We start from the raw sequence: 22,577 nt of genomic DNA, 5'->3' as shown, positions 1-22,577 counted from the left end.
ATAACTAAGCGTTGTATGAAAATTGAGATCTGGAGTGATGTCATGTGTCCTTTCTGCTACATCGGCAAGCGACATCTGGAAGAAGCATTAGAAGAGTTCCCGGGAAAAGAACAGGTAGAAATTATCTGGAAAAGCTTCCAGCTCAATCCCAATATCCCCGATCAGGTTCAGGATAATGTTTACCAATACCTGGCCAAGGCCAAAGGCATCAGCTACGAGGAGTCTGTACAAATGCACAAAAGGGTTGAAGACATGGCCAGCCATGCGGGGTTGGACTATCATTTTGAAAAGGCGGTGGTCGCCAATTCGTTTAAGGCCCACAGGGTACTGCAACTGGCCAAAAGAAGTAATCGGGGTGATGAGCTGAAAGAGGCCTTGCTTCACGCCTATTTCACGGAAGGCAAGGATATCAGTAATGAGCAAGTGCTCATAGAATTGGCAGAACGAGTAGGCTTAACGGCTGCCGATGTAGAACTCGCACTCACCAATGAGGCTTTTGCCAACTATGTAAACAACGATATTGAAGAAGCCCGTCAGATCAGGGTTCAGGGTGTCCCCTTCTTCGTCTTCGATAGAAAATATGCCGTTTCAGGAGCTCAACCTGTGGAGCATTTTAAAGCAACATTAGATCAGGTTTTGGCAGAACAACAACCAGCTGCTCCATCAGAAGATGCCGACAGTTGCGATGTAGATGGAAACTGCTGAGCTGATCATTTACCGTTAACAGTACCCCTTATTAACCTCTTAATGAAAGCTCTTGCCCAATAGAAGCCCTTTCTCATCATGTCAGATTGGTTTTAGACCGAGCGTAGTATCGCATTTTCAATAGAAACTTCTCTCCCTCCTCTTGCATTGAATATGCTTTTTTAATTTACTTTGTATTTCAAAGTACTTTTAAATAATTCAAAATGACAGGACAAGCCACACCAGAGAACAGTATCCAATGGCCCCGACTCAGAAGCAGTTTATTGACAGGAGCAGTCATAGGTCTCACACTGATTTCACTCTTCATTGTATCAGCCGGAAACGCAGACCCATCCTGGGCCAGATACTGGTTCGTTAAACCATTGATCATTACCCCTACCGCAACAGCCATGGGAGGAGCCTTTTATTATTTTATCGACCATACTTTTGAGAAAAACGGTTGGAACAAGGCCCTCGCCTTTATAATCGGCATAGTTGGCTTTACCGTATCACTTTGGCTGGGTACCGTACTCGGTATGAATGGAACCTATTGGAATTAAAAAATTTTACACATCCACTTTGAATTTCAAAGTGGATATAACTCAAAAACAACAATGAAATACAATCGAAACAATCCCCTACAACACATGAGACGACCGGGAATCTTCATCCTTTTTTTAATCCACATTATATCAGCCCTTTCCTTACCTCTTTCAGCTCAGGATAAATCGGATCAGATAGACAAAATTTTCAGCTGGGTGGGCGAAAATGCTCCTGGTTGTGTTTGTGCCTTTTCTCGCAATGGACAGGTAGAATTCACAAAGGCCTATGGTCTGGCTAATCTGGAAACCCAAACTCCGCTGGAGGCCAATAGCGTGCTCGATGCCGGCTCATTAGTGAAACAATTTGTGGCAGCAACGGCCTTAATGATGGTAGAAGAAGGCACTTTGTCACTTTCAGCAGACATTCATGATTACATTCCTGAACTTCCAGACTACGGATATACCATTAACATTAACCACCTGATGACACATACCTCGGGAATCCGCGACTGGACGGGTTTAAGAATGATCTCCAGTCAGGATGAGGATGCACTAACGATGACTTTACAACAACAGGGCTTGAACTTCCCTCCCGGTGAGCAATGGTCATACTCCAACAGCGGCTATGTGCTATTGAAAGAAATCATTGCCAGGGTAACCGGAAAACCTTTCGGTGAGGTTGCCCAACAAAAACTTTTCGAACCACTGAACATGAGCTACACCATTTATACCGAGACACCTTCAACCATTAGCGAACGTGCCCTGGCCTATGAGAAAAGAGGCGAAAGCTGGCAAAAAGCTGTATTGGAAGATAATGACCGTGGTGGTGGCGGTGCACTCATGACCACTGCAGGCGATCTGTTAATATGGAATGATGCTTTGACTCAGAAGAAACTGGGAGCATTTGTCTCACAAAAACTTCAGGAACCAGTCCGGCTGAACAATGGTCGGAAACTGACTTATGCCCGAGGACTTTTCAATATGGAAATGGACCTGGGTCAACTGATTTGGCACGGAGGCAGTGCGGGAGGCTATAAATCCTTGCTTGGTCGTTTGCCGGAATTCGGTTTTTCCATTGCCATTATGTGTAATTCTGGTGAACAGTCTAACCGCACCCTTTATGCCAACCGCATTTTCAGACTTTACCTCAATGAAGACCAGCTTCCTGCACCTGAAACTCAAGATACGTCTATCGAAATTCCTGAGGAGACCCTACAAGCGAAGACAGGTAGTTTCGTTAATGAAACCAATACTGAACTCATTCAGGTAGTGAGCCGAAACGGAAGACTTGGAATTCCCGGTGGCCCCATGCTAAACAGCATTGACAACAATACATTCGCTAACCCTGAAGGTATGCTGGAGTTTCACTCAGAAGATGCATTTAAAATCAAATACCTTTCAGATGATCAGTTTATCCTTATTTCTATGGAAGGGGAACGCGAGCTCTACAACAGAGTAATGCCTTTTGAGCCCAAGCCAGAAGATCTGAAGCCTTATGAAGGGAAATATCACAGTGATGACATGGCTGCTACTTTCAATGTTCAGGCTACTCCTACCGGTATTTTGATGTTTCTGGAACATGCCCCGATGCAAAAGATTCCATTTCAGCCAATCAACAGCGAACTGTTCAACTTCAGGAGAATGCAGGTACGGTTTCTGAGCAATTCAGATGGTGAATTGGTTGCCCTGGAATACAGTAATCCTATACTGAGCAGGGTGAAGTTTAAAAGAATTGAATGATTCTTCGGTATGCCGATTTTGGAGTATGTAAATTGAAGGAATGAGTGTCATGGCACCGGAAATGGAAGTAAGTGAGTCTGAATACTTTGTCAATCAGGGCTCTATTGTTCGCCAGATTTGGGGAAAGAGTGACACCATTCTTTTCATTTTTGCCGGAGCGGCAGCAGAATTTGCTTTAAGCAAGGCAGTCGACTGGCTGTATTTCACAGGCAGGCTTCCATCCGACCCTCTGGGCAGGTTATTTTCAACCGTAAACTATGCCAAACGCATTGTATTTTCCAGGCGAAAAGAGGCCTACCAGGCCATAGACTCTATCACAACCATTCATGGTTCGGTAGAAGCCAAAAGAGGATATCAGATTCCGGACTGGGCCTATCGCGATGTACTGTTCATGTTGATTGACTATTCTATCCGGGCTTATGAGTTGCTGGAAAGGCCGCTGACTCATGCAGAGTATGAAGAAGTATTACGAGTCTTCAACCAACTGGGAGAACGCATGCAAATACCCAATCTGCCTCACGATTTCTCTGCCTGGCAAACTATGAGGGAAGACCATCTCCTGAAACACCTGGCCTTCAGCGATTACACTGCCGATCTCTTTCAGCAATACCGCAAGCATCTGGGAGTGGTCCGTTATCGGATGCTGCTAGACCTACAGGCCTTTGTGGTGCCTCCCAGGGTAAGGGAATTAATGGGCTTTAAGCGGAAAACCCTACTCAGGTTAATGATTCATGGCTACAAGCTGAGTCGTATCATCAGGCTGGATGGTTTTATAAAAAGCCTTGTTCTACCTTCAGTCTACAAGCAGCAGATTAAAGCATTGGATGAATCCTGAATTGGTTCACGACAGAGAAATATCCTATAACCATGTACTGTCAATGTCGTTTATGCGATGATATAATCCCTGGCGTATGGACATTCAGATTAAGGTATTGGGTACGAACCAACTGGAGGAATTCAAACAACTGGTTGCTGTTTTTGAGAAGGTTTTCGAGATGAAGAACTTCAGCCTACCCAAAGAAAAGCACCTCCAACAACTACTGAATAAGGATAACTTCTTCCCGGTAGTGGCATTGAAAGAGCATGAGATAGTTGGAGGTCTCACCGTATATGTATTGGATCAATACTACTCAGAAAAACCCCTGGCCTATATTTTCGATCTGGCTATACTGGAAGAGCACCAGAGGAAAGGCATTGGCAAACAACTGATCAACTTCACCAAAAATCACTGCCGGGCATTAGGTTATGAGGAGGTCTTTGTCCAGGCCGATCGGGTTGACCACCATGCCGTTAATTTCTACAGATCTACCCAACCTACTGAAGAGGAAGACGTGCTTCATTTTTACTATACGCTTTGAAGACCCCACCAAAGCAGGTATAGCTTAAAAGCTAAATTAGGCTTTGCCTTCTGGCTTTTTGTACCGCTTCCATCTTATTATGCACCTGTAATTTTTTGTAAATGTTTTCTATATGCTTTCTCACAGTGCCGGGAGAAAGAAACAGGTTATTGGCTATAGCAGTATGACTGAGGCCCTCAGCCAATTGTTCCAGCACCTCCTGTTCCCGATTGCTCAGTTCCACAAATTCTTCTTCTACTTTAAAAGACTCCTGCTTCTCGGGGTACCGAAGCAATTTCAGGGTTTTTACCGCGATGGAGGGACTCATGGCTGCTCCTCCTTCCAGCGTTTCTTTAATGGCTTTATATAACTTCTCCCCTTCTATTTCCTTGAGCAGATAACCGTCTGCTCCGGCACGAATGGCATTGAAGATATTCTCATCATTATCGAAGACCGTCAGCATTAGGACTTTGATGTGGGGATACTTCTGCTTAACAATGTTGACGGTTTCTATGCCATCGAGTACTGGCATTTCAATATCCATAAGCACCAGATCGAGATTATGATTTTTCTGCAGATTGGCCAAAAATTCACTTCCATTGTGAACCGTGTATTTGATTTCCAAATCCTCATAACCAGACAATTTCTCATTGATAGCCCTCGCTAAAAATGTATTATCGTCTACTATCGCCAATCGTGTTTTCATTGATTATTCCTTAAACCTGAGTTTCCTCTTTAGTCTTTATTTGATTCCATATTGGCCCCGGCTTGTCACCCTCAGAATTTTCGAGCACCAACACTCTGAAATTTCTAAACCTTCACCCTCAACTCCACCTTAGTTCCCTCACCTACGATGCTACTCAGTGCAAATTCAATTCCGGCCTTCTCGGCCCGGTTTTTCATAATATACAGCCCATTACCGGAAGATTGCAGGTTGACATCAAAACCTTTCCCAAAGTCTTGTACCACCACCTCTACGGCATTTCCTGAATCTCTGTAAGCCACCAGTACTTCCTGGGTTTCTGCATGTTTCACTGCATTATTGATGGACTCCTGAATGATTCGAAACAGATTCATCCCAACAAAGGCATTGAGCACCTTGTCACCTGAGTCACTTTCCGTGCGTACCCGAATGTTATCATCTGTAGCATCATGAATGGTAGCAGCGAGCTGCTGTGTCCGCTCCTGAATATCCCTCAGGCTAATCTCATCCTTATTCATGGCCCAAATGGTATCACGCAATTCAGATATGGTAACCAGTGTAAACTGCTTCATTTGCGTCAGCTTTTCGGACAGAAAGGCCTCACCCTTGTCGAGGCCCTTTCTGGTGGTATCGGTAATGGAGGTGATATAGGTTAGCTGTGAACCAATATTATCATGCAAATCGCGGGCAATCCGAATTCGCTGTTCCTTTAGGTTTTCCTGGGCTTTAGCTTCTGTCAGCGCACGCTCCAGGGCTGCTTCATGTTTAATCCGTTCCGCTTTCAGGCGCTGAACCCTGAGCAGTGAAATGCCCACTACCAATAGCACAATCACTAAGCCACCACCGGCCATTAATAGATTATTCCTTCTTTTCAACGCCAGTTCATTTTCAATCAGCTCATTTTGCTGACGCAGAATTTCATTCTCTTTCTGTTCAGTTTCATACTGCTCCTTCAGCTTCAAAACCTCCTTGGCCTTTTCGGTCATAAACAGGCTATCCTGAGCTGCTTTACTCTTTTGCAGGTAGCTTAAAGCATCTTTATAGTTGCCCCTATTCTCGTAGATTCCGGATAACGTCAGAGCTGTTTTCTGCTGAAAGGTAAGCAAGTCGTCATTTACAGCTCCCTGATATGCTTCCTGCCCCAGAGTGGCTGCCTCAGCATAATTACCCTTTCTGTTCAATACATCTGCCAAATGCATTTTGAGAAAGATTACTTCATATCGATCGCCTCTTTCCTGTTGAAGAGCCAGTGCTTTTTTCAGAGATTCCTCTGCTTCATTGAGCTGACCCAAACCCTTTTGTGCTATCCCTAAATTGGTATAACTATAAGCAACAACCAGTCTCTGTTCAACCGACTGCCAGAGTCTCAGCGATTCCCTGGCATGCTGAAGTGCCTTTTCATATCGTTCCTGTTCATTGTTCAGCAAAGCCAGGTTATTCTCCACGGCAGCCTGAAAGAACACATCGCCCAAAGCCCTGTACATTTCAAGGGCTTCCATATTTACTTTTTCGGATAGTTCATACTCCTTAATCACTCTGTATTGACTGGCGATATTGAGCCGAACAGAGGCCATCCTTTGTGAATCACTGGCAATCTCATAACGCCTGAGTGCTTTTAATGAATAGTAGATGGCCGTGTCAATCAGGCCTGTTCGCTCGTAGGCATTGGCCATATTATGATACACAAAACTCAATGTCGGGGAGCCATTGGTAGAATCAACCAAAGTCATGGCTAATTTGTAAGACTGAATAGCGTCTTCATAGTCTCCTGCTTCTGTTTTCAGAATTGCCAGGTTCATCGAAATCCTGCCTTGTAAGTCCTTGTCTCCCAGAGCCTCAGCCTCCTTATAAGCCTGTTGTACATAATGCCATGCACTATCAGTATTAATCGTGCGGTACTTAAACCCGATATCTCCCAGGAATTCAACCCGTTCCTTCCCCTTTTTCAGAACAAGTGAGTCTTTCAATGCATCGATCTCTGATTGAGATATACTCTGAGCCCTTGAACAGAGAGTCAAAAACAACAGAAAAGCAACCGCTATGGATAAGCGAAGGTGTTTAGCTAAAGGCATCATTAAAAATAGACAACAAATTGAATTGGACTACTCTTTAAATTTTAAACTACTCCAGATAATTGAAGAACACCCCTTGGCACCTATATCAGACAAAGCGAAAATGCCAGCGTTCTCATTGGATTGAAAAATAAATACCAGACCTGTCCCGGCACTCGGTGTTGGTCGAATAAGCATGGCTTGTATATAGTAAGTACCCACAAATTGGGCTTCAGCTCTGTCAATAGAACCAATGGCCTGATACATAGGGTACTCCTTACCATAGAAACTCCTTTTGCCGGAAAACTCATAGCTGAGGTCAAAGCTGGAGCGATAGATATTCCGGATTTGGCCAATCAGTTGTTCATTGAGGACATCTATGGTCTGTCCGTCATCCCCTTCCATCGTATAATATCCAACAGAAACCATATCGCTTCTATTTCCTGCCTCATCCAGCAAATAGAAAGTAGCGTAGTTATAATTCTTCTCACCTGCTTTTGCCGGCTCAAAAATCATATTGGAGGGATAGCTCAGTTCGAATGATATTTCGGGAAGACCATTTCTTCTGGCCTCTTCTGGGTTCACTGAAAAAGATTTGATCTCGTCACAATGGCTCAAAGACTGCTGTCCCCTGCCTTGACAAGAAAGGGACAACAGTGCTATAAGCATAGTAACATATTTAGGCTGAAGCAGCATTGGACTTACCTGGCCTTATCAGCCATAGCTTCTACTGTGCTTTTCAAGAAGGCCCCGGCTCCCATTTCGGCACCTTTTAAATACTTCTCAGGATCGCATTTTACCGTGGCATAATTGGCCTCTTCTCTATCTTCTACTCTCCATACTCTCAAAACACCCATATCAGTACCCAGCCTGTCGGTGTCTGCATTCTGTCCAGCCTCGAACTTCTGTCTTTCCAGGACATCAGCTACTTCAATACCACTCTTGGCGATGAAAGTACCCATACCAAAGCGGTTAGAGCTGGTTTCACTGATTTTAAAAGTAGTTTCCGCTTTCACCTGTGCAGCACCTGCATGTCGGTTCAGTGTTCTCGACAATTCACTCTGGCTGTTTTCAAAAACGATGACCTCAAGCACTACTTTATTGAAGATAAAGTCCGTTTTCTGATTGGTTAGTTTCCTTTCGGTACTCTCTTCATAATCGCTCAACTGTGCCAGCGGGCTACCATTTTGTTTATCAACTGTTTTTTGTGCCACGACAAATTTCTGAGTCGATGGTCTGGTTAAGATCATCCCGAATTCCTTGCCTTGTTCAGGACCATTACCGGCTTTGAGTTCCCATCTCTTCTCGCGGTTCTTTTCGTACAGCTTGTTATTCCATAACTCCTCAATAGGTGCAATTTCAAAGCCCTGCGCTTTCAGATCGGCCACATAAGCTTCGTATAGCTGATCGGTGAGTCGTTGAAGATCATCAGGGTTCAACCCGTCCAGTACAACAGTAATTGAGGCTTTGGCATCGCCTTTAATTCCTCCGCGCCACATTTTACCGCCTTTCTTCTCATCTTCAAGGTTTAAGGCTGTTTGGTAATTTACCTGGAAGTCGGCAATCATGATTCGTTTGGGACTTTTGCGATAGTTGAGATTGGCCGGGCCCAGTTTCTTGATATTGTAGTTCTCCACTGTTTGGGAGAAAAGGCTCAGGCTGGTGAATAGAGAAACCAGCATAGCCAGACATATTTTCCTTTTCATATTCAATGCTTGTTTTAGGTCTTGAATGATTGATATATCAAAACTAGACCTCGCACCTACGGCATTCAATACGGCAATTGACGTAATCGCTTCGGAGAAGTAGAGAAACGGGGAGTTAGGAAATTATCTGTTTCTGCCGGGATTGTGAGGAAGAAATCGGACCTGAGTCAAAACCTCCGGGTAAATAAGACTGCTTCGTGCCTCGCAGTGACGGAACCGATAGTGTATCGAGATCAATCCGGCATGGTGCCATCAATTATTCACCATCAAGTGCAAGTCTACCAGATTGGTTACGCTATTTCACTCGGTAATATCAAGCTGGCGGCTTTCCAAACCTGTCTTCAATATGGGTTGTCAGAATCACACCGGTCACGTCTTTGCGAGGGAGGAATGACCGAAGCAATCTCCAGACAAATAAGACCGCTTCGTACCTCGCAGTGACGGAACCGATAGTGTAGATCAATCCGACATAGGGCAAAAGATTGCCATTAATCATTTACGGCTAAGTGCAAGTGTAACAGGTTTTTTATTCTAATTCATTCGGTAATAGTAAACTGGCAGACTTCCAAACCCGCCCTTAGTACGGGTTAGCAAAATTACACCGGTCACGTCTTTACGAGGGAGGAATGACCGAAGCAATCTCCCGGAAAATGAGACTGCTTCGTGCCTCGCAGTGACGGAGCCGATAGCGTATCGAGATCAATCCGGCATGGTACCATCAATTATTCACCATCAAGTGCAAGTCTACCAGATTGGTTTACGCTATTTCACTCGGTAATATCAAGCCGGCAGCTTTCCAAACCCGCCCTTAGTATGGGTTGGCAGAATCACACCGGTCACGTCTTTGCGAGGGAGGAACGACCGAAGCAATCTCCCGGCAAATAAGACTGCTTCGTGCCTCGCAGTGACGGAACCGATAGCGTATCTGCAAACATCATGTGAGGGAAGAGAAACGAAGTGAAGCATGGGTGCGAAGAGTTCTCTGGAGTATAGCAACTCAAACGAGAGATTCCTGCAATCCTCAGGCATGAGGGTTCAGAGGTAGATGTTACAGTAATCCGGCAACCTTGCACAAGTACTTCAACACGTCCTAAATTTCAATTTTATGAATATTTTTTAAAACTATATAGATTTACAAATTATAAAACATATAATTTATTTAAATTACAGTGTTTCTATAAGAATAACACACATTACTTTCAGTAGAAATAACTTATAACCACTCTTAATACTTCACGGGAGATAACTCATATGTCAAGAGGCCGATCAACAGAGTTGAGAAGTAGTGTAAAATCAAAAAGCTCCCGACAGACGAGAGCTTTTAAAATCTTAGACTTGATTACGTTCCCTGATGGGAAGAGGCTTGATCAAGCATTACAATGTAAAAATAGACCATCTTTTTGATTCAAACAAATAGGACGGATGGAATACTCAAAGCTTGAATACTATTTATCTCAACCCAGACTTCAACGTTTTCTTACAGCAACTGGGAACTCAAAAACGAAAGCACAGAAGCTATACCGTGTTAACCTTCGTGTTTCTCAGGCTTTCTATCCAGTTCTGAATCTTTTTGAAATCATCTTACGAAACACAATCAACTATCATGTTTCAAGTCATTTTTCAAACCCAAATTGGATTATCACTGAAAAATCAGGGTTTATGAGCAGCACTACTTTAGCTCCTTCAAAATATTTCCTCAAAAAGAGTATTCAGAAAGCTGAAAACACCATTATCAGAAAAGGAGGCATTGTTACTTCTGGAAAAGTAATTGCTGAGCAGTCTTTCGGATTCTGGACAAATTTCTTTGATTCTCACCATTATCGGTTGATTGGAGGTTCACCTATTCACTCTTTCCCAAATAAGCCTCCTCATGCCAACAGAAGTTTAATCAATCAAAAATTGAATAGAATTCGAGCATTTAGAAATCGCATTTACCATAATGAGCCTATTTGTTTTAACAGCAGGAATATAGACTTCACAGAGGCAAAAGATATCAAAACAGAGATTTATGAACTTTTAGAATGGGTTGATACCGATTTGACTGAATATGTAGAGTACTTCAATGGTATTCAAGCGAAGATTGACACTGCAATCAATATTTGAATAAGAGCATTCTTTCCAACAAAATCTTTATGTCGCATAAAAAAAGCAGCACCGTCCGTGCTGCTTCTCAATTAACCAGGTAATTCACCTGACACTCAACTAAAGACTACTACTGACTAATTTTCAAAACCTTAGGGTATTCTTCGGTCGTCCCTCCCTCTGATTGACAGCCTGAACTGACTATTTCAGTTTTCAGATCCGACCCCGCTAATTGCCCAATTCACCAATTCCCCAGTTTCCCAATTACCCGATCATCTAAAACAGATAAAACTCCTCCTTATTCAGCTTCATCACACTCAGTGGTTGCTTGCCATACCGGGGAAAGAAAATGATCACCCTCTCTCCTACATTGAGCTGATCGTATAATACAGTGCTCACTGCCAGTGTACCCCGAGTAGTGATGACTTTATTGACTCCTCGTCTTCGATTGCCGGTAACGGTAAGTTTGTCTTCTACCAAGGCGGTAACTGCACGTTTATGGGCATACCCTTTATTTTTGATGTATTCACCCCATCTGCGCATGGCGTTCACTCCCTGCCATAAGGGAATGACAAACAGGGGAAACATGATGATGAGGAATCCGGTCAACCCATTGGAAATCATACCGAAGACAATAACTACAAAGGGCAACATAAACAGTAGTCTCTTTCGGGTTTGTACCTTAAAAATCTGCTTCAGGGCATGGAAATCATTATCATTGAAGCGTTCTTCCTGCATCTGGCGCTCCAGAAATTTCACATTTTCCGCAAGCATATCGGTTGAAGTCTTTGGATATTCCTCCTCCTTCGACATGACGGTTAAGGAGAGCGTTAGTCTCGATTTTGGTGCTCTGTCCATCACCACATGAGAACCCACCTTCACCCTGGTGTAATTTTTATAGTCAACCGGGAATTCCTCATCATTGATGTAGAGATAATAGTGCTTGGTTGTACTGAAGCTGGTACCGGAACTTCCTGACCGGCCACCCGCAGAACTGTGTCGCGTAGAGGTCTGAATATTCAGTCGCTTGTCAGTCACGACTCCGGTTACCCGGTATTTGAATCCTCTTTTAATGTCGATGACAGATGACCAGACCATATAGCCGAGAATACTCAGGAACAATACCGCAAAGCCCATGAAGATCTTCTCACTGATACCATCCTGAAAGAAGCTTTCGTCCATATTTCTGAAGGCCAGCTTGTAAAATACGGTAAACATACCCACAACAATAAAGGGGAAGATTAGCATGGGAATGAGCTGTTTTCTCAGCTTGCTGATATCTTCAGGTGAAAGTGGAAGTTGCTCTTTCATCGTTATTTCAGGCTGCTGGAAATGTAGACACCATCCAATGTGTTAAACACAAACTCATCGTTGGCAGTAAGGGTAATGTCTTCATCGTATTGGTACATATCTGATGCATCGAAACTCACCTGCAGCGTCTGCTCTGTGCAGCCTCCTGTGGAACTTTCGCAGAGGGAAATCTCCATTTCTCCATCAAACTCAAACACAATGGACACAAATCTCCCTGAGCTCAACTCAAACTGGCTGGTCTTGAAACCATCAGGAACCGGCTCATTTTTGTCGAGATTCATCCCGTCCAGCAAACCTTGCCAGTTGACTCCAAAATCTTCACTGAGCCTGGCGGACCCGATGCTTCCTGCATTCGTGTCTCTGGTATAAACCACCCCATCTGAACTGATCAGGCGTGGCCCATAGCCCAGGTGATTGGTTGCCGAACCTGATACCTCGGTCCAGTCGATACCGTTGCCGGAGGTATATGCTTTTAGGTCTGCCGAATAGGTTCTGGCCTGGGTACCGGGGGATACATATACCTTGATTTCTACTGTCAAAGCATGGTAAAGCCCATCTGTGCCTTTGGTTACCAGTTCGGGAGCAGGTGGATTGGTATTTTCCAGGTTCCAGTCCCTCCCATTGATTGTGGTATAAGTTCCGCTTTCGGTGTAGGCAATGGTTCTTCCATCATCGTGCAAAATGCTGGTTATGGCGCCTGTGGGTGAAGTTGCATAAGTATTGTTATTCCTATCGAACACCTTGTCTTCAGCATATACATAATTACCTATCGCATAAGCCTTTCCAAACATATATCCGGAAGGGTATTGGTATCCCATATCGAGTGGAAGGTATTCCTGACGTCCATTTTCAGTTTTGATAATTCCACTCCTGAATCGGTCCCCATTTTCAATAAAGCCCTGAGTGTAAATACCATCTCCTGCCCTTTCAATGGGAAAACTCATATCTACCTTGTTCAACTCACCCTGATAAGCTTCATAGGTATTACCATCTACCAACTGAACATAAGCCCTGTCTCTGAACAAGCTCAGTCTAACGGTATTGTGATAACTGGCTCCCATGGCCGGATAGACATAATAAGTAACTTCATCGTTAGGGGAAATAATGAGTAAACCGCCACTTTTGGCATAGGCAAAGTAACCATAGCTGTAAGCGGTTTTAATCTCCCCTGTATACTGACCAAAGCCACCAATACGACCATAATCCAGATCGAGGGTTCTTTGATTGTAGGTTACCTGTGTTGCATCAAATTCGGCAATGGTTTTATTCGTATGATCGAAGAAACCCATTTTTTCACCTGATGTACCGAGGTAATAATCAGCATCCATCTCCAGCCGAACCCCGGTACTTACATAAGTGCCATTATCATCAAAGAAGAAAGTCTGACCTTGGCTTCCGTCATTCTGAATGTAGATCAGTTTACCTGAATCAGTCACCCCTGTGGCATTGTGCATGGTCGGCCCGGCATTGTTCAGGTTAAAAAGCCCGCCTTCAAAAAGGAAGAGGCCATCATTGCTAATGTTTGTCTGGACAGGCCTGTTTCGATTGTAAATCGTCCTGTTCAGGTTGAGTTCATGTACTGTCTCACCTGCGTCATTAGAGTAATAGTCTTTGAAAGCAGTGTTCTGTTGAAGAGAGAAGACCATATACTGTCCGTTAGGGCTGACACTGATATAGTCTGCAGCTGCGAATGGAGAAGGAGCCATTACTTGTGTGAAGGAGATGTTCTGAACAGCTTCAACGGCTGGATCTGTATCTTCTTTGGGGTCACAGGCCAACACTATTGATAAGACTAAAAGCAGTATGAGAGCTCGTTTTTTGTGAAGCATAGCGGTTTGTTATTTCATGCTTTACAAACCTATGGAGGGTAACAGCTCAGCTCAATACGCCAATTGACGTAAATATGAGATTAGGCCAGATGCTAGGGCATTACTTATTGAACCTTGAAACAGATTTAGCACCTCTGAGAGAAGGGGCTTGACAATCTGTCAATAGGTGAACATCATTAACAATAGGTAAAACGGAAAATAGAAAGCCGCTACTTCCTGTACTTATCCCGGTATTCGATGGGTGTGAGTCCGGTGATCTTCTTGAAGACACTGCGAAAAGCCTTGGTATCTGTATAACCCACATCAAACATCACCTCAGTGATATTTTTTCGGGTAGCTTCGAAAGATCTCTTGGCAGCTTCAATCTTAACGCGTTGAATATATTCTAATATCGTGTTGCTGGTGGCCTGCTTGAATCTGCGCTCAAAGCTTCTACGGCTGACAGCCACCATGTCAGCTAACTCATCGACTGTGATCTTATCGGCAAAGTGCTGCTCAATGTATTCCTGTACACGCCTGACCTCTTCATCATTGTGGTCTTTCTGTCCTCTGAAGATCATAAAGGGTGCCTGACTTTCCCGATCGATATCAATTGCAAAGTACTTGGAAGCGAGAATTGCCGTATCCCGATCTGTATACTTCTCCAACAGGTACAGCAAGAGATTCCAGTAAGAATTAGCTCCTCCACTGGAGTATACCCTGCCCTCTTCAGTGATTACGCTTCCATCCTGCACTTCCACCTCCGGATAGGTCTCCCTGAACTCCTGATAATAAGCCCAATGTGTGCTGCACTTCTTACCATCGAGTAAGCCTGTAGCAGCCAACAGAAAAGCTCCCACACAAAGCGAAGCTACTTCGGCTCCCTGATGGTACTGCTGAAGTATCCATGGTATGAGTGCCTCATTCTTCTCAACCGCAGTGGACATATCTCCAAAAAGAGCAGGGATAATCACCAGATCCATCTGCGATGGCTGACTCGTGAGCCGGGTGGTATTGATGCTGCAATAGCCATCATGTACTGCTACCTGAGAAGAGACACCAATCAACTCCACATTGAAAAGTGGTTCGCGACCAGCGGCTTGTAAAAACTGATTAGCCGCTGAAAACATATAGCGGGGATTGGAAACGGCTTCAGTCACTGCCATCTCTGGCACCAGTATACAGATGTTTTTCATGGTCTGAAGTTAAGTGATCCTCCTGTCGCAATCAACCCCTGAGAGAGACGGTTTCACACCCACCAAGTCCGATTCAAGTGCTGCAACTTTGTGATGTTGAATGAAAGAATAATGAACAGACTGGTTACTTACCTCCTATTTAATGGCAATTGCAGAGAAGTTATGAGCTTTTATCAGCGGTGTCTGGGCGGTGAACTGTCATTTCATACGCTGGGTGAAACTACCCATGGACATCGCTTCCCGGAGAGTATGAAACACCTGATTCTTCAGGCCAGACTTACCAGAGATCAAATGGTCTTATTGGGTTCTGACCTGACCGGACACAGACTATCACCCGGAAACCAAATCAGCATAATGTTGGAGTATATCAATGAGGAAGAAGCAGAGGCAGTTTTCTCAAGACTACTGGAAGGTGGCCGGATAGACACTGAATTAACAGTAGATGAAAATGGCCGGATGGCCGGTAGTCTTACAGATAAGTATGGAAATCAATGGCTCTTTCATCAACAGGAACAAGAAATCATTAATCAAAAAAATAAACCATGAAAACCAAAATTCGCTTCGTCATTTGTCTGCTCTTTGGACTGATGTTCATCAATGCAGGCCTCGATAAATTCTTACACTACATGCCAATGCCGGAAGATATACCGGCAGATATGATCAACCTCATGACTGCCATGATGGAAATCAGCTGGTTGATTCCACTGGTCGGAATTTTCGAACTCATCGGAGGTGTACTCTTCATTTTCCCCAGGTACAGAGCCCTTGGAGCCATGATCCTTTTGCCCATTCTGGTCGGTATTACACTAACCAATATTACGGCAGCTCCATCTGGCTTACCATTAGTCATTATCCTATTAGCCATTGAAGGCTGGATTATTTTGGAGAACAGACAGAAGTATTTGGTTATGATCAAATAGAGCATATCCGGATAACGCAGAAATCAATTACATTGAATCATAAAACCCAACAACATGACTTTCCAGAAAATAACCATTGAAGCCACGATCAACACAAACATCCAGACTGCCTGGGATAGCTATACACAGCCCGAACACATTACCCAGTGGAACTTTGCCGATGACAGTTGGCACTGCCCATCGGCCGAAAACGACCTTAAAGTAGGCGGTAAAATGAAATCGAGAATGGAGGCGAAGGACGGCAGCTTCGGCTTCGACTTTGAAGGCATCTATGATGTGGTAGAGGATAAGAAACGACTTGTCTACCACCTGGAAGATGGACGAGTAGTGGAAACTACCTTCGCGGATCAGGGAAACTCAGTACTGGTAACCACCACTTTCGATGCTGAAACGCAAAACCCTATAGAAATGCAGCGTGACGGCTGGCAGGCCATTTTGAATAACTATAAGAAGCATACTGAGAACAGTTAATTCCATTCGAAATGTATAAGAAGGCCCTGCTTCTCGGAGTAGGGCCTTCTCATTATTGCTCCCTGAGCTTATCAATCAAGCGTTTGTTCAATCTGACAAAGTCCTGATTACCAGCCCTCTCTGATAGTATCAATGACCTTTGCGCCACCTCGATAGCCTCCTCGGTCCTTTCCAAATCAGAGAGAATCAAGGCTTCTCTATGCACCTGAAAGAACAAAGCATTCTCATCAACCGTCACTTTTCTGATGTACCCGAGTGCCTGCTCCAGGTCTATTCCCCGCTCATGCATAAATAAGGCTGCCTGAAAGTAGTCATTGTTGCCAGGCCCTTCCATGACCTGCTCAATACGCGCCATCACTCTTTGATCTACCTCCACTTTGAAAGGAACAGTGACCTTCAGGTTTTCCCATAGTAGTACCAGTTTGGCACTGTTTAAGGTAACCTCCTCTACTCCTATGGTGAAAGTCTCAGTAGAACCGATAAGCTTATTGATTTCGGCTTTGACTACCAAAAATGGAGTCTTCGGCACATAGCTTAACCAATTCTCACTTTCATAAGGATAGAACTCCAGTTCCCAGAATTCGGTGGAAGGTTTTGCCAGCATGGCATAAGTCCCCTTCTTCAACAGCTGCCCGTTCAACTCAAAGTCGTCCGACAAAGTGATTTTTGTTGCTGCATTGGCTCCGGCTCTCCATACCTCCCCGAATGGCACCAACCCATCTTCTCCAAACACCTGTCGGCCACGGGCGCTGGGTCTGGAATATTCAATTTCGATGCTACTCATACCGATATCCTGCCTGATATGGGCATTTGGACTTAAATCTGGCACCCTTAACTGGGCCATAGATGATCCTGAAAGCACTGCCGACATCAGCAGTACCCAATGTAATTTTCTAAGCATAACTGTTTTAATTAAGAAGTTTGATTCTTGAAATAATCTGAGGGAGATTCCCCCATAAGACTTTTAAATGACTTGTTAAATGTGGTTTTCGAATTGAAGCCTGCCTCCTGAGCCAGACCAAAAAGTGTCAGGTTCTTATACTTCTCCGATTTAGCTAACTCTACAAACTCCCTGACTCTGTAGTAATTGACATATTCGAAAAAATTCATCCCAATGCGTTCATTGAGCAGTCTGGCCACCTCAGGACTGCTTACCTCCAGCATCTCAGCCAGTTCGGCCTTCAAAAGTCTGGCATTGAGATAAGGTTTCTTTTGCTCCATTAGCTCTTTCAACTTCAATTCAAGTTGCTCTAAATCTGACTGAGAAAGCTTGGAGTTGGAGTACTTTTTAGAAGTACTCAGTCCGGTTATTTTGAAAAGCTCCGGTGACCTGAGTGCATAAAAAGCGATGAACAGAATAATAAGTGCTATGCTGATCCAAACGGTCTGCCACGCTACCCTATTCAGTATCTGGAAGCCCAAAAGGCTCATAGTATACATGATAGTCCAGCAAAGCAGACAACAACCTATGGCAATCAGGAAATTGGCAAAGAAACGCGACCGCACCACATAACTCAGTTCTGACTGTATACTCCTCTTGAATTTCAGGAACAGGCCTACCGACCTCAACCAGTAAGTGATATTGAATGCCAAACCGAAACCAACGAACAAAAGGATAATTCTCATCTGTTCACCAGAGGCAGCTCTGTACCTCAACTCATCATCTGAAGGCAGTATAAAGAACAATACCACCAGCACATTGTACAGCAATGCCGGCAGGTAATGGTACAGGTTTCGGATGTTGAACCTCTCGCCATAGAGAGAAGATTTTGTAAAGAGGTAAATGGTTGGCCCGAACATTAAAGTGGAAAATTCAGAGAATACCACCCACCTGTAATTGTCTTCCACTACTTCCGACAGGTAAGCAATTCTCCCCGATAAGCCTACCGTGAGAATGATGATGAAAAAGATGAGGTACCCATTAATATTTTGCCTGCTCTTTGGAGAAAACAAGTAGACGAACAACAGAAAAAGACTCTGAAGAAAGCTGAAGTAAACAAGTTGATTCAGGAGTACCTGCATATTCTAATAATTGAGGGCCAACTGATTCACGTGCTTTACCCCTTTATGGTTCATTTTAAGGTTAAGAAGATGAAAGAGTTCAAATGACTCCTCATTCTCCCACTCCGTCATAATTAACAGATCAGGTTGATAAAAGTAGCCTAATGGAGACTTTCCGTCTTCCATCAACAAACTCACCCGACCACCGGCACGCTGGACTTCTTTTAACCACTCCTGTTTGAATCGCCCAAAAGCCCTTTCATTATCTGACCAATAGGCTGTAATTACGGTAAACTTACCCTTGCGAACCGCGAAGTTAATATCTGACGGCACTTCATAATAAGTCAGACAAAATGATGACCAGATAGCCCGCCTTCTTTCATGAAAGTCAGGGACAGCATCTTCAATTTCAGTGAGGAACCGTTCTCTTTTCTCCATATTGTCCCACTTGGCTAAGATCAGTGATTGAGGTTGGTAATTGCCCTGAAGATTCACTCCTATTCTAAATCCGGTCAGTGACTTATAACTCATCTCTTCTCCCACGGGAAAAGCTGTCCTGACATAATCTTTAAAGAGTGCTTGAGTTTCAGGTTTCTGAATAAGAAAAAGAAGATCTAATACCTCTCCCTTCTTCAAACTAAAGGCAACTGAATCCGATTGAGCAGAGACCGGAGTACTGAATGTACATAGATAGACCAGTAGGCTAAAAGAGCAAACTGACTTCATGGCTCGAAATTGCTTCATATGTTTCATGCCGCCAATTTATCGGCCGCTTATATAGCATTGAAGAAAAAAAGGTCTGTAGAGGTACGCATTCCGTATCGGTACATGAAAAGAGGAAAAATACCTCGAATTCAATTGACTTAATCATTTGATGATCTCATCTCTGGTGGGGCTTACCTGACAAAATTTTGATATCTTAATCAGTGTAAAAACATTCTTCACTCCAAACACATGCAATATGGACTTAAGTAAAGTCAAACAAGTGGCTATTTACCCAAGTATTGGTATAGCCAGAGTGGGCAATAGCCCCGATGAATTCTTTGTAGGGCCAACTATTCCCGGTATTACGGCTCAGGACCCTGATGATTTCCGTGATGCACAAGGTAGAATCAAACGTCAGGCCGCACAATTCCACATTTTCGGATTAGATGCCAAGGGCAATGTTCTCGGTGAGCTCAATGAAAGCCACGGAGTTAATATCGACTGGTGCGTAGATGTGGCCAATAAAAAAGCTGCCTGGTATCAATTCGATCTGGCGCTGGACATTCCTGCCGCTCAGGGTTACTACGATATGGATGGCAATCCACAAAATCCACGAACCTCACCTCTACTGTGTCAAAAGCGAAACCTGTACTACGATGGTCCGAGAAAGGAGCTAATAATTGAAGCGAAGGCTAGACATATCACGGGTAAAAACACCAACAAAAAGGGAAATGGAAAAGGCTATGTCTTTGAAGGAAAAATCGGTAAGAAGCAAACTTCCGTTTACCTGGGAGAGCTAAGAACAGATGATTCAGGCAGGCTGCTCTTCTTAGGTGGAAGAGGTCATTCCGCCAGTTTTGAAAATAAGCCTCTCACCACTTTTGCCAACAACGAAGGCTGGCATGATGACACTTCTGACGGTCCGGTAGATGCTACCGTCAGCTGGGGCGAAGGCAAGAACAAAGTCACCATGGAGGCGCAAGGTGCCTGGGTGGTGGTTGCTCCCCCCAATTACGCTGTGGGTGTACAGGCCTTTACAACAGGCTATGAGTTATTACAGGATGTACAGTATCGAAACGGTACGCACAAGCCAGGCAAAACCAGCTTCTATAAAAATGTTTACCCAACCCTTCAGCACCTGACACAAAACCAATGGGTGAATGCCGGAGTCAGCAGAGAATTCGGTTGGGGAAGTGCTTATGAATTTGACAATGACCTGTTACTGGCCAGACTCAATGACAAAAGTGAAAAGAACAGGCCTTTCAGGCAGACCATACTGGAATCCTTTAGGGATCCGACTTATACCGAAATGCAGGCTGAAGCCTGGCCTCCACTCTACGGTGATGCTGTCACCTTTAATATGAACTCTACGGATCCGCGAAACTGGTATGCTGTCACAGAGCTTCAGTATTATCATCTCAAGCAATGGGCAATGGGCAAGTTTATTGAAGACCAGCCTGTAGTACCGAAGTCATGGGATCAGATGAGTCCGGAAGAACAAGCCAATGGCCTGACAGAATCAGCTCTGGAAGAAACTTTAGGTGGACCTTTTCACCCTGGTTGTGAATTCACCTGGCCCATGCGAAATGCCATTATGTTCAGCAAAAAAGACCCATGGCGGATCAAGCGCAGAAAGAAAGTACAGGATGATTTTGGCGTAGCCCTCGATTCAGAAATCGCTCTGGGAAAAGGCGGACCGCTGGATGGTAGCTCCCCGGGAGATATTACCCGATGGATGGCTGTTCCATGGCAATCGGATACCTCTAGCTGCCTTTCTTCTTACCGTGCCTATGCCGGTGAATACCTGCCTACCTTTTGGCCAGCCAGAGTGCCTAATGATGTCCTGACTGAAGAAGACTTCAAGAAGCTTCAGAGCTCTAAAACTACTAAGGAGGATAAAATCAAGGCCTTTAGTCCATCGGCCAGAAAGAAATGGTTACGTGGCTATATCTTCACTGAGAATGGAGAATTCATTGGTGGAAGCTCGATCACGGAACGTATGAAAGGCGTGACCAAATTCACTGAGGAATGGTACAAAATCGGTATCATTCTTAAAAAGCCATTGAAAAGTGACCCTGATTTATTCCCGGAAGAAGTATGGGTAGAAAGTGGCCGAAGTATCGATAAAAAGCCAAAAGCAAGGTCTTTGGCAGCCAGTCAGGTGGAATCTACCAAACGGCCGGATTGGGTTGATGTTAATCCGCGATTACTACGCTAGGTTGAAAGATTGATGAACCGGAAAATTCTGGTATTAGGTGCCGGTACTGCAGGTTGTGCGGCTGCTATATTTCTGAAGCAACTCAGCTTTGAGGTTGTCTTGATGGACAGGCAGAATCCCGTCAGTACCGGTGCTTTTAAAGTAGGCGAAAGCCTCCCCCCCGATGCTGCCGGCTTACTTCAGCAGTTAGAGGTTTGGGAAGCATTTTGCTCAGGACCTCATCTCAAGTGCTATGGCAATATCAGCTATTGGTACAGTCATGAACCCACACACCATGACTTCCTCCAACACCCCATAGGTTATGGCTGGCATTTGGACAGAGTAGCCTTCGATCGTCTATTGCTGGAAAAGGCTATGGCCGTTGGCGCAGAATTTCTACCCGACACTACCCTAGAATCACACCACTATGAAAACGGCCAATGGCAATTGATCCTGCAATCTGGACAGCCAAACCGGGATCTTTCAGTAGACTTTATCATAGATGCCAGCGGAAGGAATAGCTGGCTGGCCCGTCAGCTCGGAATTGAGCGGCTTTATGAAGCGGAACAGCTGGCACTCGTCAGTTTTCTGGAAATATCTCCCGACTTTCAGGACACCCGAACCCTTGTAGAAACTACCGACAAAGGCTGGTGGTATACTGCCCCTATCCCCGGTAACAGAATGACAGCGGCCTTCTTCTATTCACCCGAAGACCTGAAACTCTCAGGTCAGCCTGAACCTCAGGTATGGGAGAATCTCCTGGAGCAAAGCCGTCAAACGAAGCAAAGAATTGATCAGGCCAAAGGCCAACTGATTACACAACCGGGCATAGTGGCTGCTCACAGCAGTATTCTGGAAGAACTCCATGGGCCAGGTTGGGTGGCTATAGGCGATGCTGCCCTTACCTATGACCCTATTGCTTCCCATGGCATCACCATGGCTTTGGCTTCGGCACGAGATGCCTCAGGCGCTATTCACCAATATTTCGAGGGTGATATGCAGGCTTTGGCTTCCTATGAAGCCGTGCTATGGGCTGCTTTTCAACACTATGCTAAAGAAAGGCAGGTTCTGAAGGCTCCCCTTTAACGGAAAATTTGCTTACATTTAGTATGACTACTTCATC

General features: G+C 44.5%; 21 protein-coding genes. 11 read left to right on the top strand and 10 right to left on the bottom strand.

Annotated elements, in window-relative coordinates; genetic code table 11:
• Positions 1-15: 15 nt before the first annotated feature.
• The 5 genes from ACOOEY_RS18975 to ACOOEY_RS18955 all read left to right on the top strand — a co-directional run bounded on the left by ACOOEY_RS18975 (position 16) and on the right by ACOOEY_RS18955 (position 4,324).
• Entirely contained in the window at positions 16-705 is a 690-nt protein-coding gene (locus tag ACOOEY_RS18975; RefSeq protein ID WP_420386300.1) for a DsbA family oxidoreductase, read from the top strand.
• A gap of 203 nt (positions 706-908) precedes the next feature.
• Positions 909-1,244 (top strand): potassium transporter KefB, encoded by a 336-nt coding sequence (locus ACOOEY_RS18970; RefSeq protein ID WP_420386299.1) that lies wholly within the window; start codon positions 909-911, stop codon positions 1,242-1,244.
• Positions 1,245-1,331: 87 nt separating this feature from the next.
• A complete protein-coding gene (locus ACOOEY_RS18965; RefSeq protein WP_420386298.1) occupies positions 1,332-2,966 on the top strand; it encodes a serine hydrolase domain-containing protein in 1,635 nt (544 codons plus the stop codon).
• A gap of 40 nt (positions 2,967-3,006) precedes the next feature.
• Positions 3,007-3,801 carry an oxygenase MpaB family protein gene (locus tag ACOOEY_RS18960; protein WP_420386297.1) on the top strand — a complete coding sequence of 265 codons (795 nt, stop codon included), beginning with the start codon at positions 3,007-3,009 and terminating at the stop codon, positions 3,799-3,801.
• A gap of 76 nt (positions 3,802-3,877) precedes the next feature.
• On the top strand, positions 3,878-4,324 hold the full coding sequence (locus ACOOEY_RS18955; protein ID WP_420386296.1) for a GNAT family N-acetyltransferase: 447 nt from the start codon (positions 3,878-3,880) through the stop codon (positions 4,322-4,324).
• 31 nt (positions 4,325-4,355) lie between these two features.
• Here the strand turns inward: ACOOEY_RS18955 and ACOOEY_RS18950 are convergent, their stop codons facing one another.
• From ACOOEY_RS18950 to ACOOEY_RS18935, 4 genes are all read right to left on the bottom strand, one after another.
• On the bottom strand, positions 4,356-5,009 hold the full coding sequence (locus ACOOEY_RS18950) for a response regulator (RefSeq protein WP_420386295.1): 654 nt from the start codon (positions 5,007-5,009) through the stop codon (positions 4,356-4,358).
• A 104-nt stretch (positions 5,010-5,113) separates the two neighbouring features.
• Entirely contained in the window at positions 5,114-6,973 is a 1,860-nt protein-coding gene (locus tag ACOOEY_RS18945; protein WP_420386294.1) for a tetratricopeptide repeat-containing sensor histidine kinase, read from the bottom strand.
• Between the two features lie 135 nt (positions 6,974-7,108).
• Positions 7,109-7,642 carry a hypothetical protein gene (locus tag ACOOEY_RS18940; protein ID WP_420386293.1) on the bottom strand — a complete coding sequence of 178 codons (534 nt, stop codon included), beginning with the start codon at positions 7,640-7,642 and terminating at the stop codon, positions 7,109-7,111.
• 116 nt (positions 7,643-7,758) lie between these two features.
• Positions 7,759-8,763, bottom strand: a complete 1,005-nt coding sequence (locus tag ACOOEY_RS18935; RefSeq protein ID WP_420386292.1) for a hypothetical protein — start codon at positions 8,761-8,763, stop codon at positions 7,759-7,761.
• Between the two features lie 1,659 nt (positions 8,764-10,422).
• Between ACOOEY_RS18935 and ACOOEY_RS18930 the strand changes: the two genes are divergently transcribed.
• On the top strand, positions 10,423-10,866 hold the full coding sequence (locus ACOOEY_RS18930; protein WP_420386291.1) for a hypothetical protein: 444 nt from the start codon (positions 10,423-10,425) through the stop codon (positions 10,864-10,866).
• Between the two features lie 255 nt (positions 10,867-11,121).
• Here ACOOEY_RS18930 and ACOOEY_RS18925 read toward each other — a convergent pair whose 3' ends face one another.
• The 3 genes from ACOOEY_RS18925 to ACOOEY_RS18915 all read right to left on the bottom strand — a co-directional run bounded on the left by ACOOEY_RS18925 (position 11,122) and on the right by ACOOEY_RS18915 (position 15,160).
• Complete coding sequence (locus ACOOEY_RS18925; RefSeq protein WP_420386290.1) at positions 11,122-12,156, bottom strand: hypothetical protein; 1,035 nt, start codon at positions 12,154-12,156, stop codon at positions 11,122-11,124.
• Between the two features lie 2 nt (positions 12,157-12,158).
• Complete coding sequence (locus ACOOEY_RS18920; protein WP_420386289.1) at positions 12,159-13,985, bottom strand: hypothetical protein; 1,827 nt, start codon at positions 13,983-13,985, stop codon at positions 12,159-12,161.
• Positions 13,986-14,194: 209 nt separating this feature from the next.
• A complete protein-coding gene (locus ACOOEY_RS18915; RefSeq protein WP_420386288.1) occupies positions 14,195-15,160 on the bottom strand; it encodes a GlxA family transcriptional regulator in 966 nt (321 codons plus the stop codon).
• A gap of 111 nt (positions 15,161-15,271) precedes the next feature.
• Here ACOOEY_RS18915 and ACOOEY_RS18910 point away from each other — a divergent pair, with 111 nt between their 5' ends.
• From ACOOEY_RS18910 to ACOOEY_RS18900, 3 genes are read left to right on the top strand one after another with little or no spacing between them, the layout of a single operon-like run.
• Positions 15,272-15,706, top strand: coding sequence for a VOC family protein (locus tag ACOOEY_RS18910; protein ID WP_420386287.1), 435 nt, complete (start codon positions 15,272-15,274; stop codon positions 15,704-15,706).
• Entirely contained in the window at positions 15,703-16,080 is a 378-nt protein-coding gene (locus ACOOEY_RS18905; RefSeq protein ID WP_420386286.1) for a DoxX family membrane protein, read from the top strand. The genes ACOOEY_RS18910 and ACOOEY_RS18905 overlap by 4 nt, the downstream gene beginning before the upstream one ends.
• A 54-nt stretch (positions 16,081-16,134) precedes the next feature.
• Positions 16,135-16,551: an SRPBCC family protein gene (locus ACOOEY_RS18900; RefSeq protein ID WP_420386285.1), complete on the top strand. Its 417-nt coding sequence runs from the start codon at positions 16,135-16,137 to the stop codon at positions 16,549-16,551.
• A gap of 52 nt (positions 16,552-16,603) precedes the next feature.
• Here ACOOEY_RS18900 and ACOOEY_RS18895 read toward each other — a convergent pair whose 3' ends face one another.
• From ACOOEY_RS18895 to ACOOEY_RS18885, 3 genes are read right to left on the bottom strand one after another with little or no spacing between them, the layout of a single operon-like run.
• On the bottom strand, positions 16,604-17,452 hold the full coding sequence (locus ACOOEY_RS18895) for a DUF2911 domain-containing protein (protein ID WP_420386284.1): 849 nt from the start codon (positions 17,450-17,452) through the stop codon (positions 16,604-16,606).
• 11 nt (positions 17,453-17,463) lie between these two features.
• Positions 17,464-18,573: a helix-turn-helix domain-containing protein gene (locus ACOOEY_RS18890; protein ID WP_420386283.1), complete on the bottom strand. Its 1,110-nt coding sequence runs from the start codon at positions 18,571-18,573 to the stop codon at positions 17,464-17,466.
• Between the two features lie 3 nt (positions 18,574-18,576).
• Positions 18,577-19,296: a hypothetical protein gene (locus tag ACOOEY_RS18885; protein ID WP_420386282.1), complete on the bottom strand. Its 720-nt coding sequence runs from the start codon at positions 19,294-19,296 to the stop codon at positions 18,577-18,579.
• Between the two features lie 217 nt (positions 19,297-19,513).
• Here ACOOEY_RS18885 and ACOOEY_RS18880 point away from each other — a divergent pair, with 217 nt between their 5' ends.
• Together ACOOEY_RS18880 and ACOOEY_RS18875 are read left to right on the top strand one after the other, a co-directional pair.
• A complete protein-coding gene (locus tag ACOOEY_RS18880; RefSeq protein ID WP_420386281.1) occupies positions 19,514-21,475 on the top strand; it encodes a LodA/GoxA family CTQ-dependent oxidase in 1,962 nt (653 codons plus the stop codon).
• Positions 21,476-21,487: 12 nt separating this feature from the next.
• Positions 21,488-22,540 (top strand): NAD(P)/FAD-dependent oxidoreductase, encoded by a 1,053-nt coding sequence (locus ACOOEY_RS18875; RefSeq protein WP_420386280.1) that lies wholly within the window; start codon positions 21,488-21,490, stop codon positions 22,538-22,540.
• The last annotated feature ends 37 nt before the right edge of the window (positions 22,541-22,577 follow it).

It is taken from the genome of Roseivirga sp. (assembly GCF_965216855.1).
Lineage (GTDB): Bacteria > Bacteroidota > Bacteroidia > Cytophagales > Cyclobacteriaceae > Roseivirga.
The sequence above is the reverse complement of the archived record's forward strand: the minus strand, read 5'-3'. Positions and strand labels throughout refer to the sequence as shown.

What these genes read in the sequence shown, in the direction of transcription:
- ACOOEY_RS18975 (WP_420386300.1), top strand. Translation starts at nt 16, where the DNA reads ATGAAAATTGAGATCTGGAGTGATGTCATGTGTCCTTTCTGCTACATC.
- ACOOEY_RS18970 (WP_420386299.1), top strand. Translation starts at nt 909, where the DNA reads ATGACAGGACAAGCCACACCAGAGAACAGTATCCAATGGCCCCGACTC.
- ACOOEY_RS18965 (WP_420386298.1), top strand. Translation starts at nt 1,332, where the DNA reads ATGAGACGACCGGGAATCTTCATCCTTTTTTTAATCCACATTATATCA.
- ACOOEY_RS18960 (WP_420386297.1), top strand. Translation starts at nt 3,007, where the DNA reads ATGAGTGTCATGGCACCGGAAATGGAAGTAAGTGAGTCTGAATACTTT.
- ACOOEY_RS18955 (WP_420386296.1), top strand. Translation starts at nt 3,878, where the DNA reads ATGGACATTCAGATTAAGGTATTGGGTACGAACCAACTGGAGGAATTC.
- ACOOEY_RS18950 (WP_420386295.1), bottom strand. Translation starts at nt 5,009, where the DNA reads ATGAAAACACGATTGGCGATAGTAGACGATAATACATTTTTAGCGAGG.
- ACOOEY_RS18935 (WP_420386292.1), bottom strand. Translation starts at nt 8,763, where the DNA reads ATGAAAAGGAAAATATGTCTGGCTATGCTGGTTTCTCTATTCACCAGC.
- ACOOEY_RS18930 (WP_420386291.1), top strand. Translation starts at nt 10,423, where the DNA reads ATGAGCAGCACTACTTTAGCTCCTTCAAAATATTTCCTCAAAAAGAGT.
- ACOOEY_RS18925 (WP_420386290.1), bottom strand. Translation starts at nt 12,156, where the DNA reads ATGAAAGAGCAACTTCCACTTTCACCTGAAGATATCAGCAAGCTGAGA.
- ACOOEY_RS18920 (WP_420386289.1), bottom strand. Translation starts at nt 13,985, where the DNA reads ATGCTTCACAAAAAACGAGCTCTCATACTGCTTTTAGTCTTATCAATA.
- ACOOEY_RS18915 (WP_420386288.1), bottom strand. Translation starts at nt 15,160, where the DNA reads ATGAAAAACATCTGTATACTGGTGCCAGAGATGGCAGTGACTGAAGCC.
- ACOOEY_RS18910 (WP_420386287.1), top strand. Translation starts at nt 15,272, where the DNA reads ATGAACAGACTGGTTACTTACCTCCTATTTAATGGCAATTGCAGAGAA.
- ACOOEY_RS18905 (WP_420386286.1), top strand. Translation starts at nt 15,703, where the DNA reads ATGAAAACCAAAATTCGCTTCGTCATTTGTCTGCTCTTTGGACTGATG.
- ACOOEY_RS18900 (WP_420386285.1), top strand. Translation starts at nt 16,135, where the DNA reads ATGACTTTCCAGAAAATAACCATTGAAGCCACGATCAACACAAACATC.
- ACOOEY_RS18895 (WP_420386284.1), bottom strand. Translation starts at nt 17,452, where the DNA reads ATGCTTAGAAAATTACATTGGGTACTGCTGATGTCGGCAGTGCTTTCA.
- ACOOEY_RS18890 (WP_420386283.1), bottom strand. Translation starts at nt 18,573, where the DNA reads ATGCAGGTACTCCTGAATCAACTTGTTTACTTCAGCTTTCTTCAGAGT.
- ACOOEY_RS18885 (WP_420386282.1), bottom strand. Translation starts at nt 19,296, where the DNA reads ATGAAGCAATTTCGAGCCATGAAGTCAGTTTGCTCTTTTAGCCTACTG.
- ACOOEY_RS18880 (WP_420386281.1), top strand. Translation starts at nt 19,514, where the DNA reads ATGGACTTAAGTAAAGTCAAACAAGTGGCTATTTACCCAAGTATTGGT.
- ACOOEY_RS18875 (WP_420386280.1), top strand. Translation starts at nt 21,488, where the DNA reads ATGAACCGGAAAATTCTGGTATTAGGTGCCGGTACTGCAGGTTGTGCG.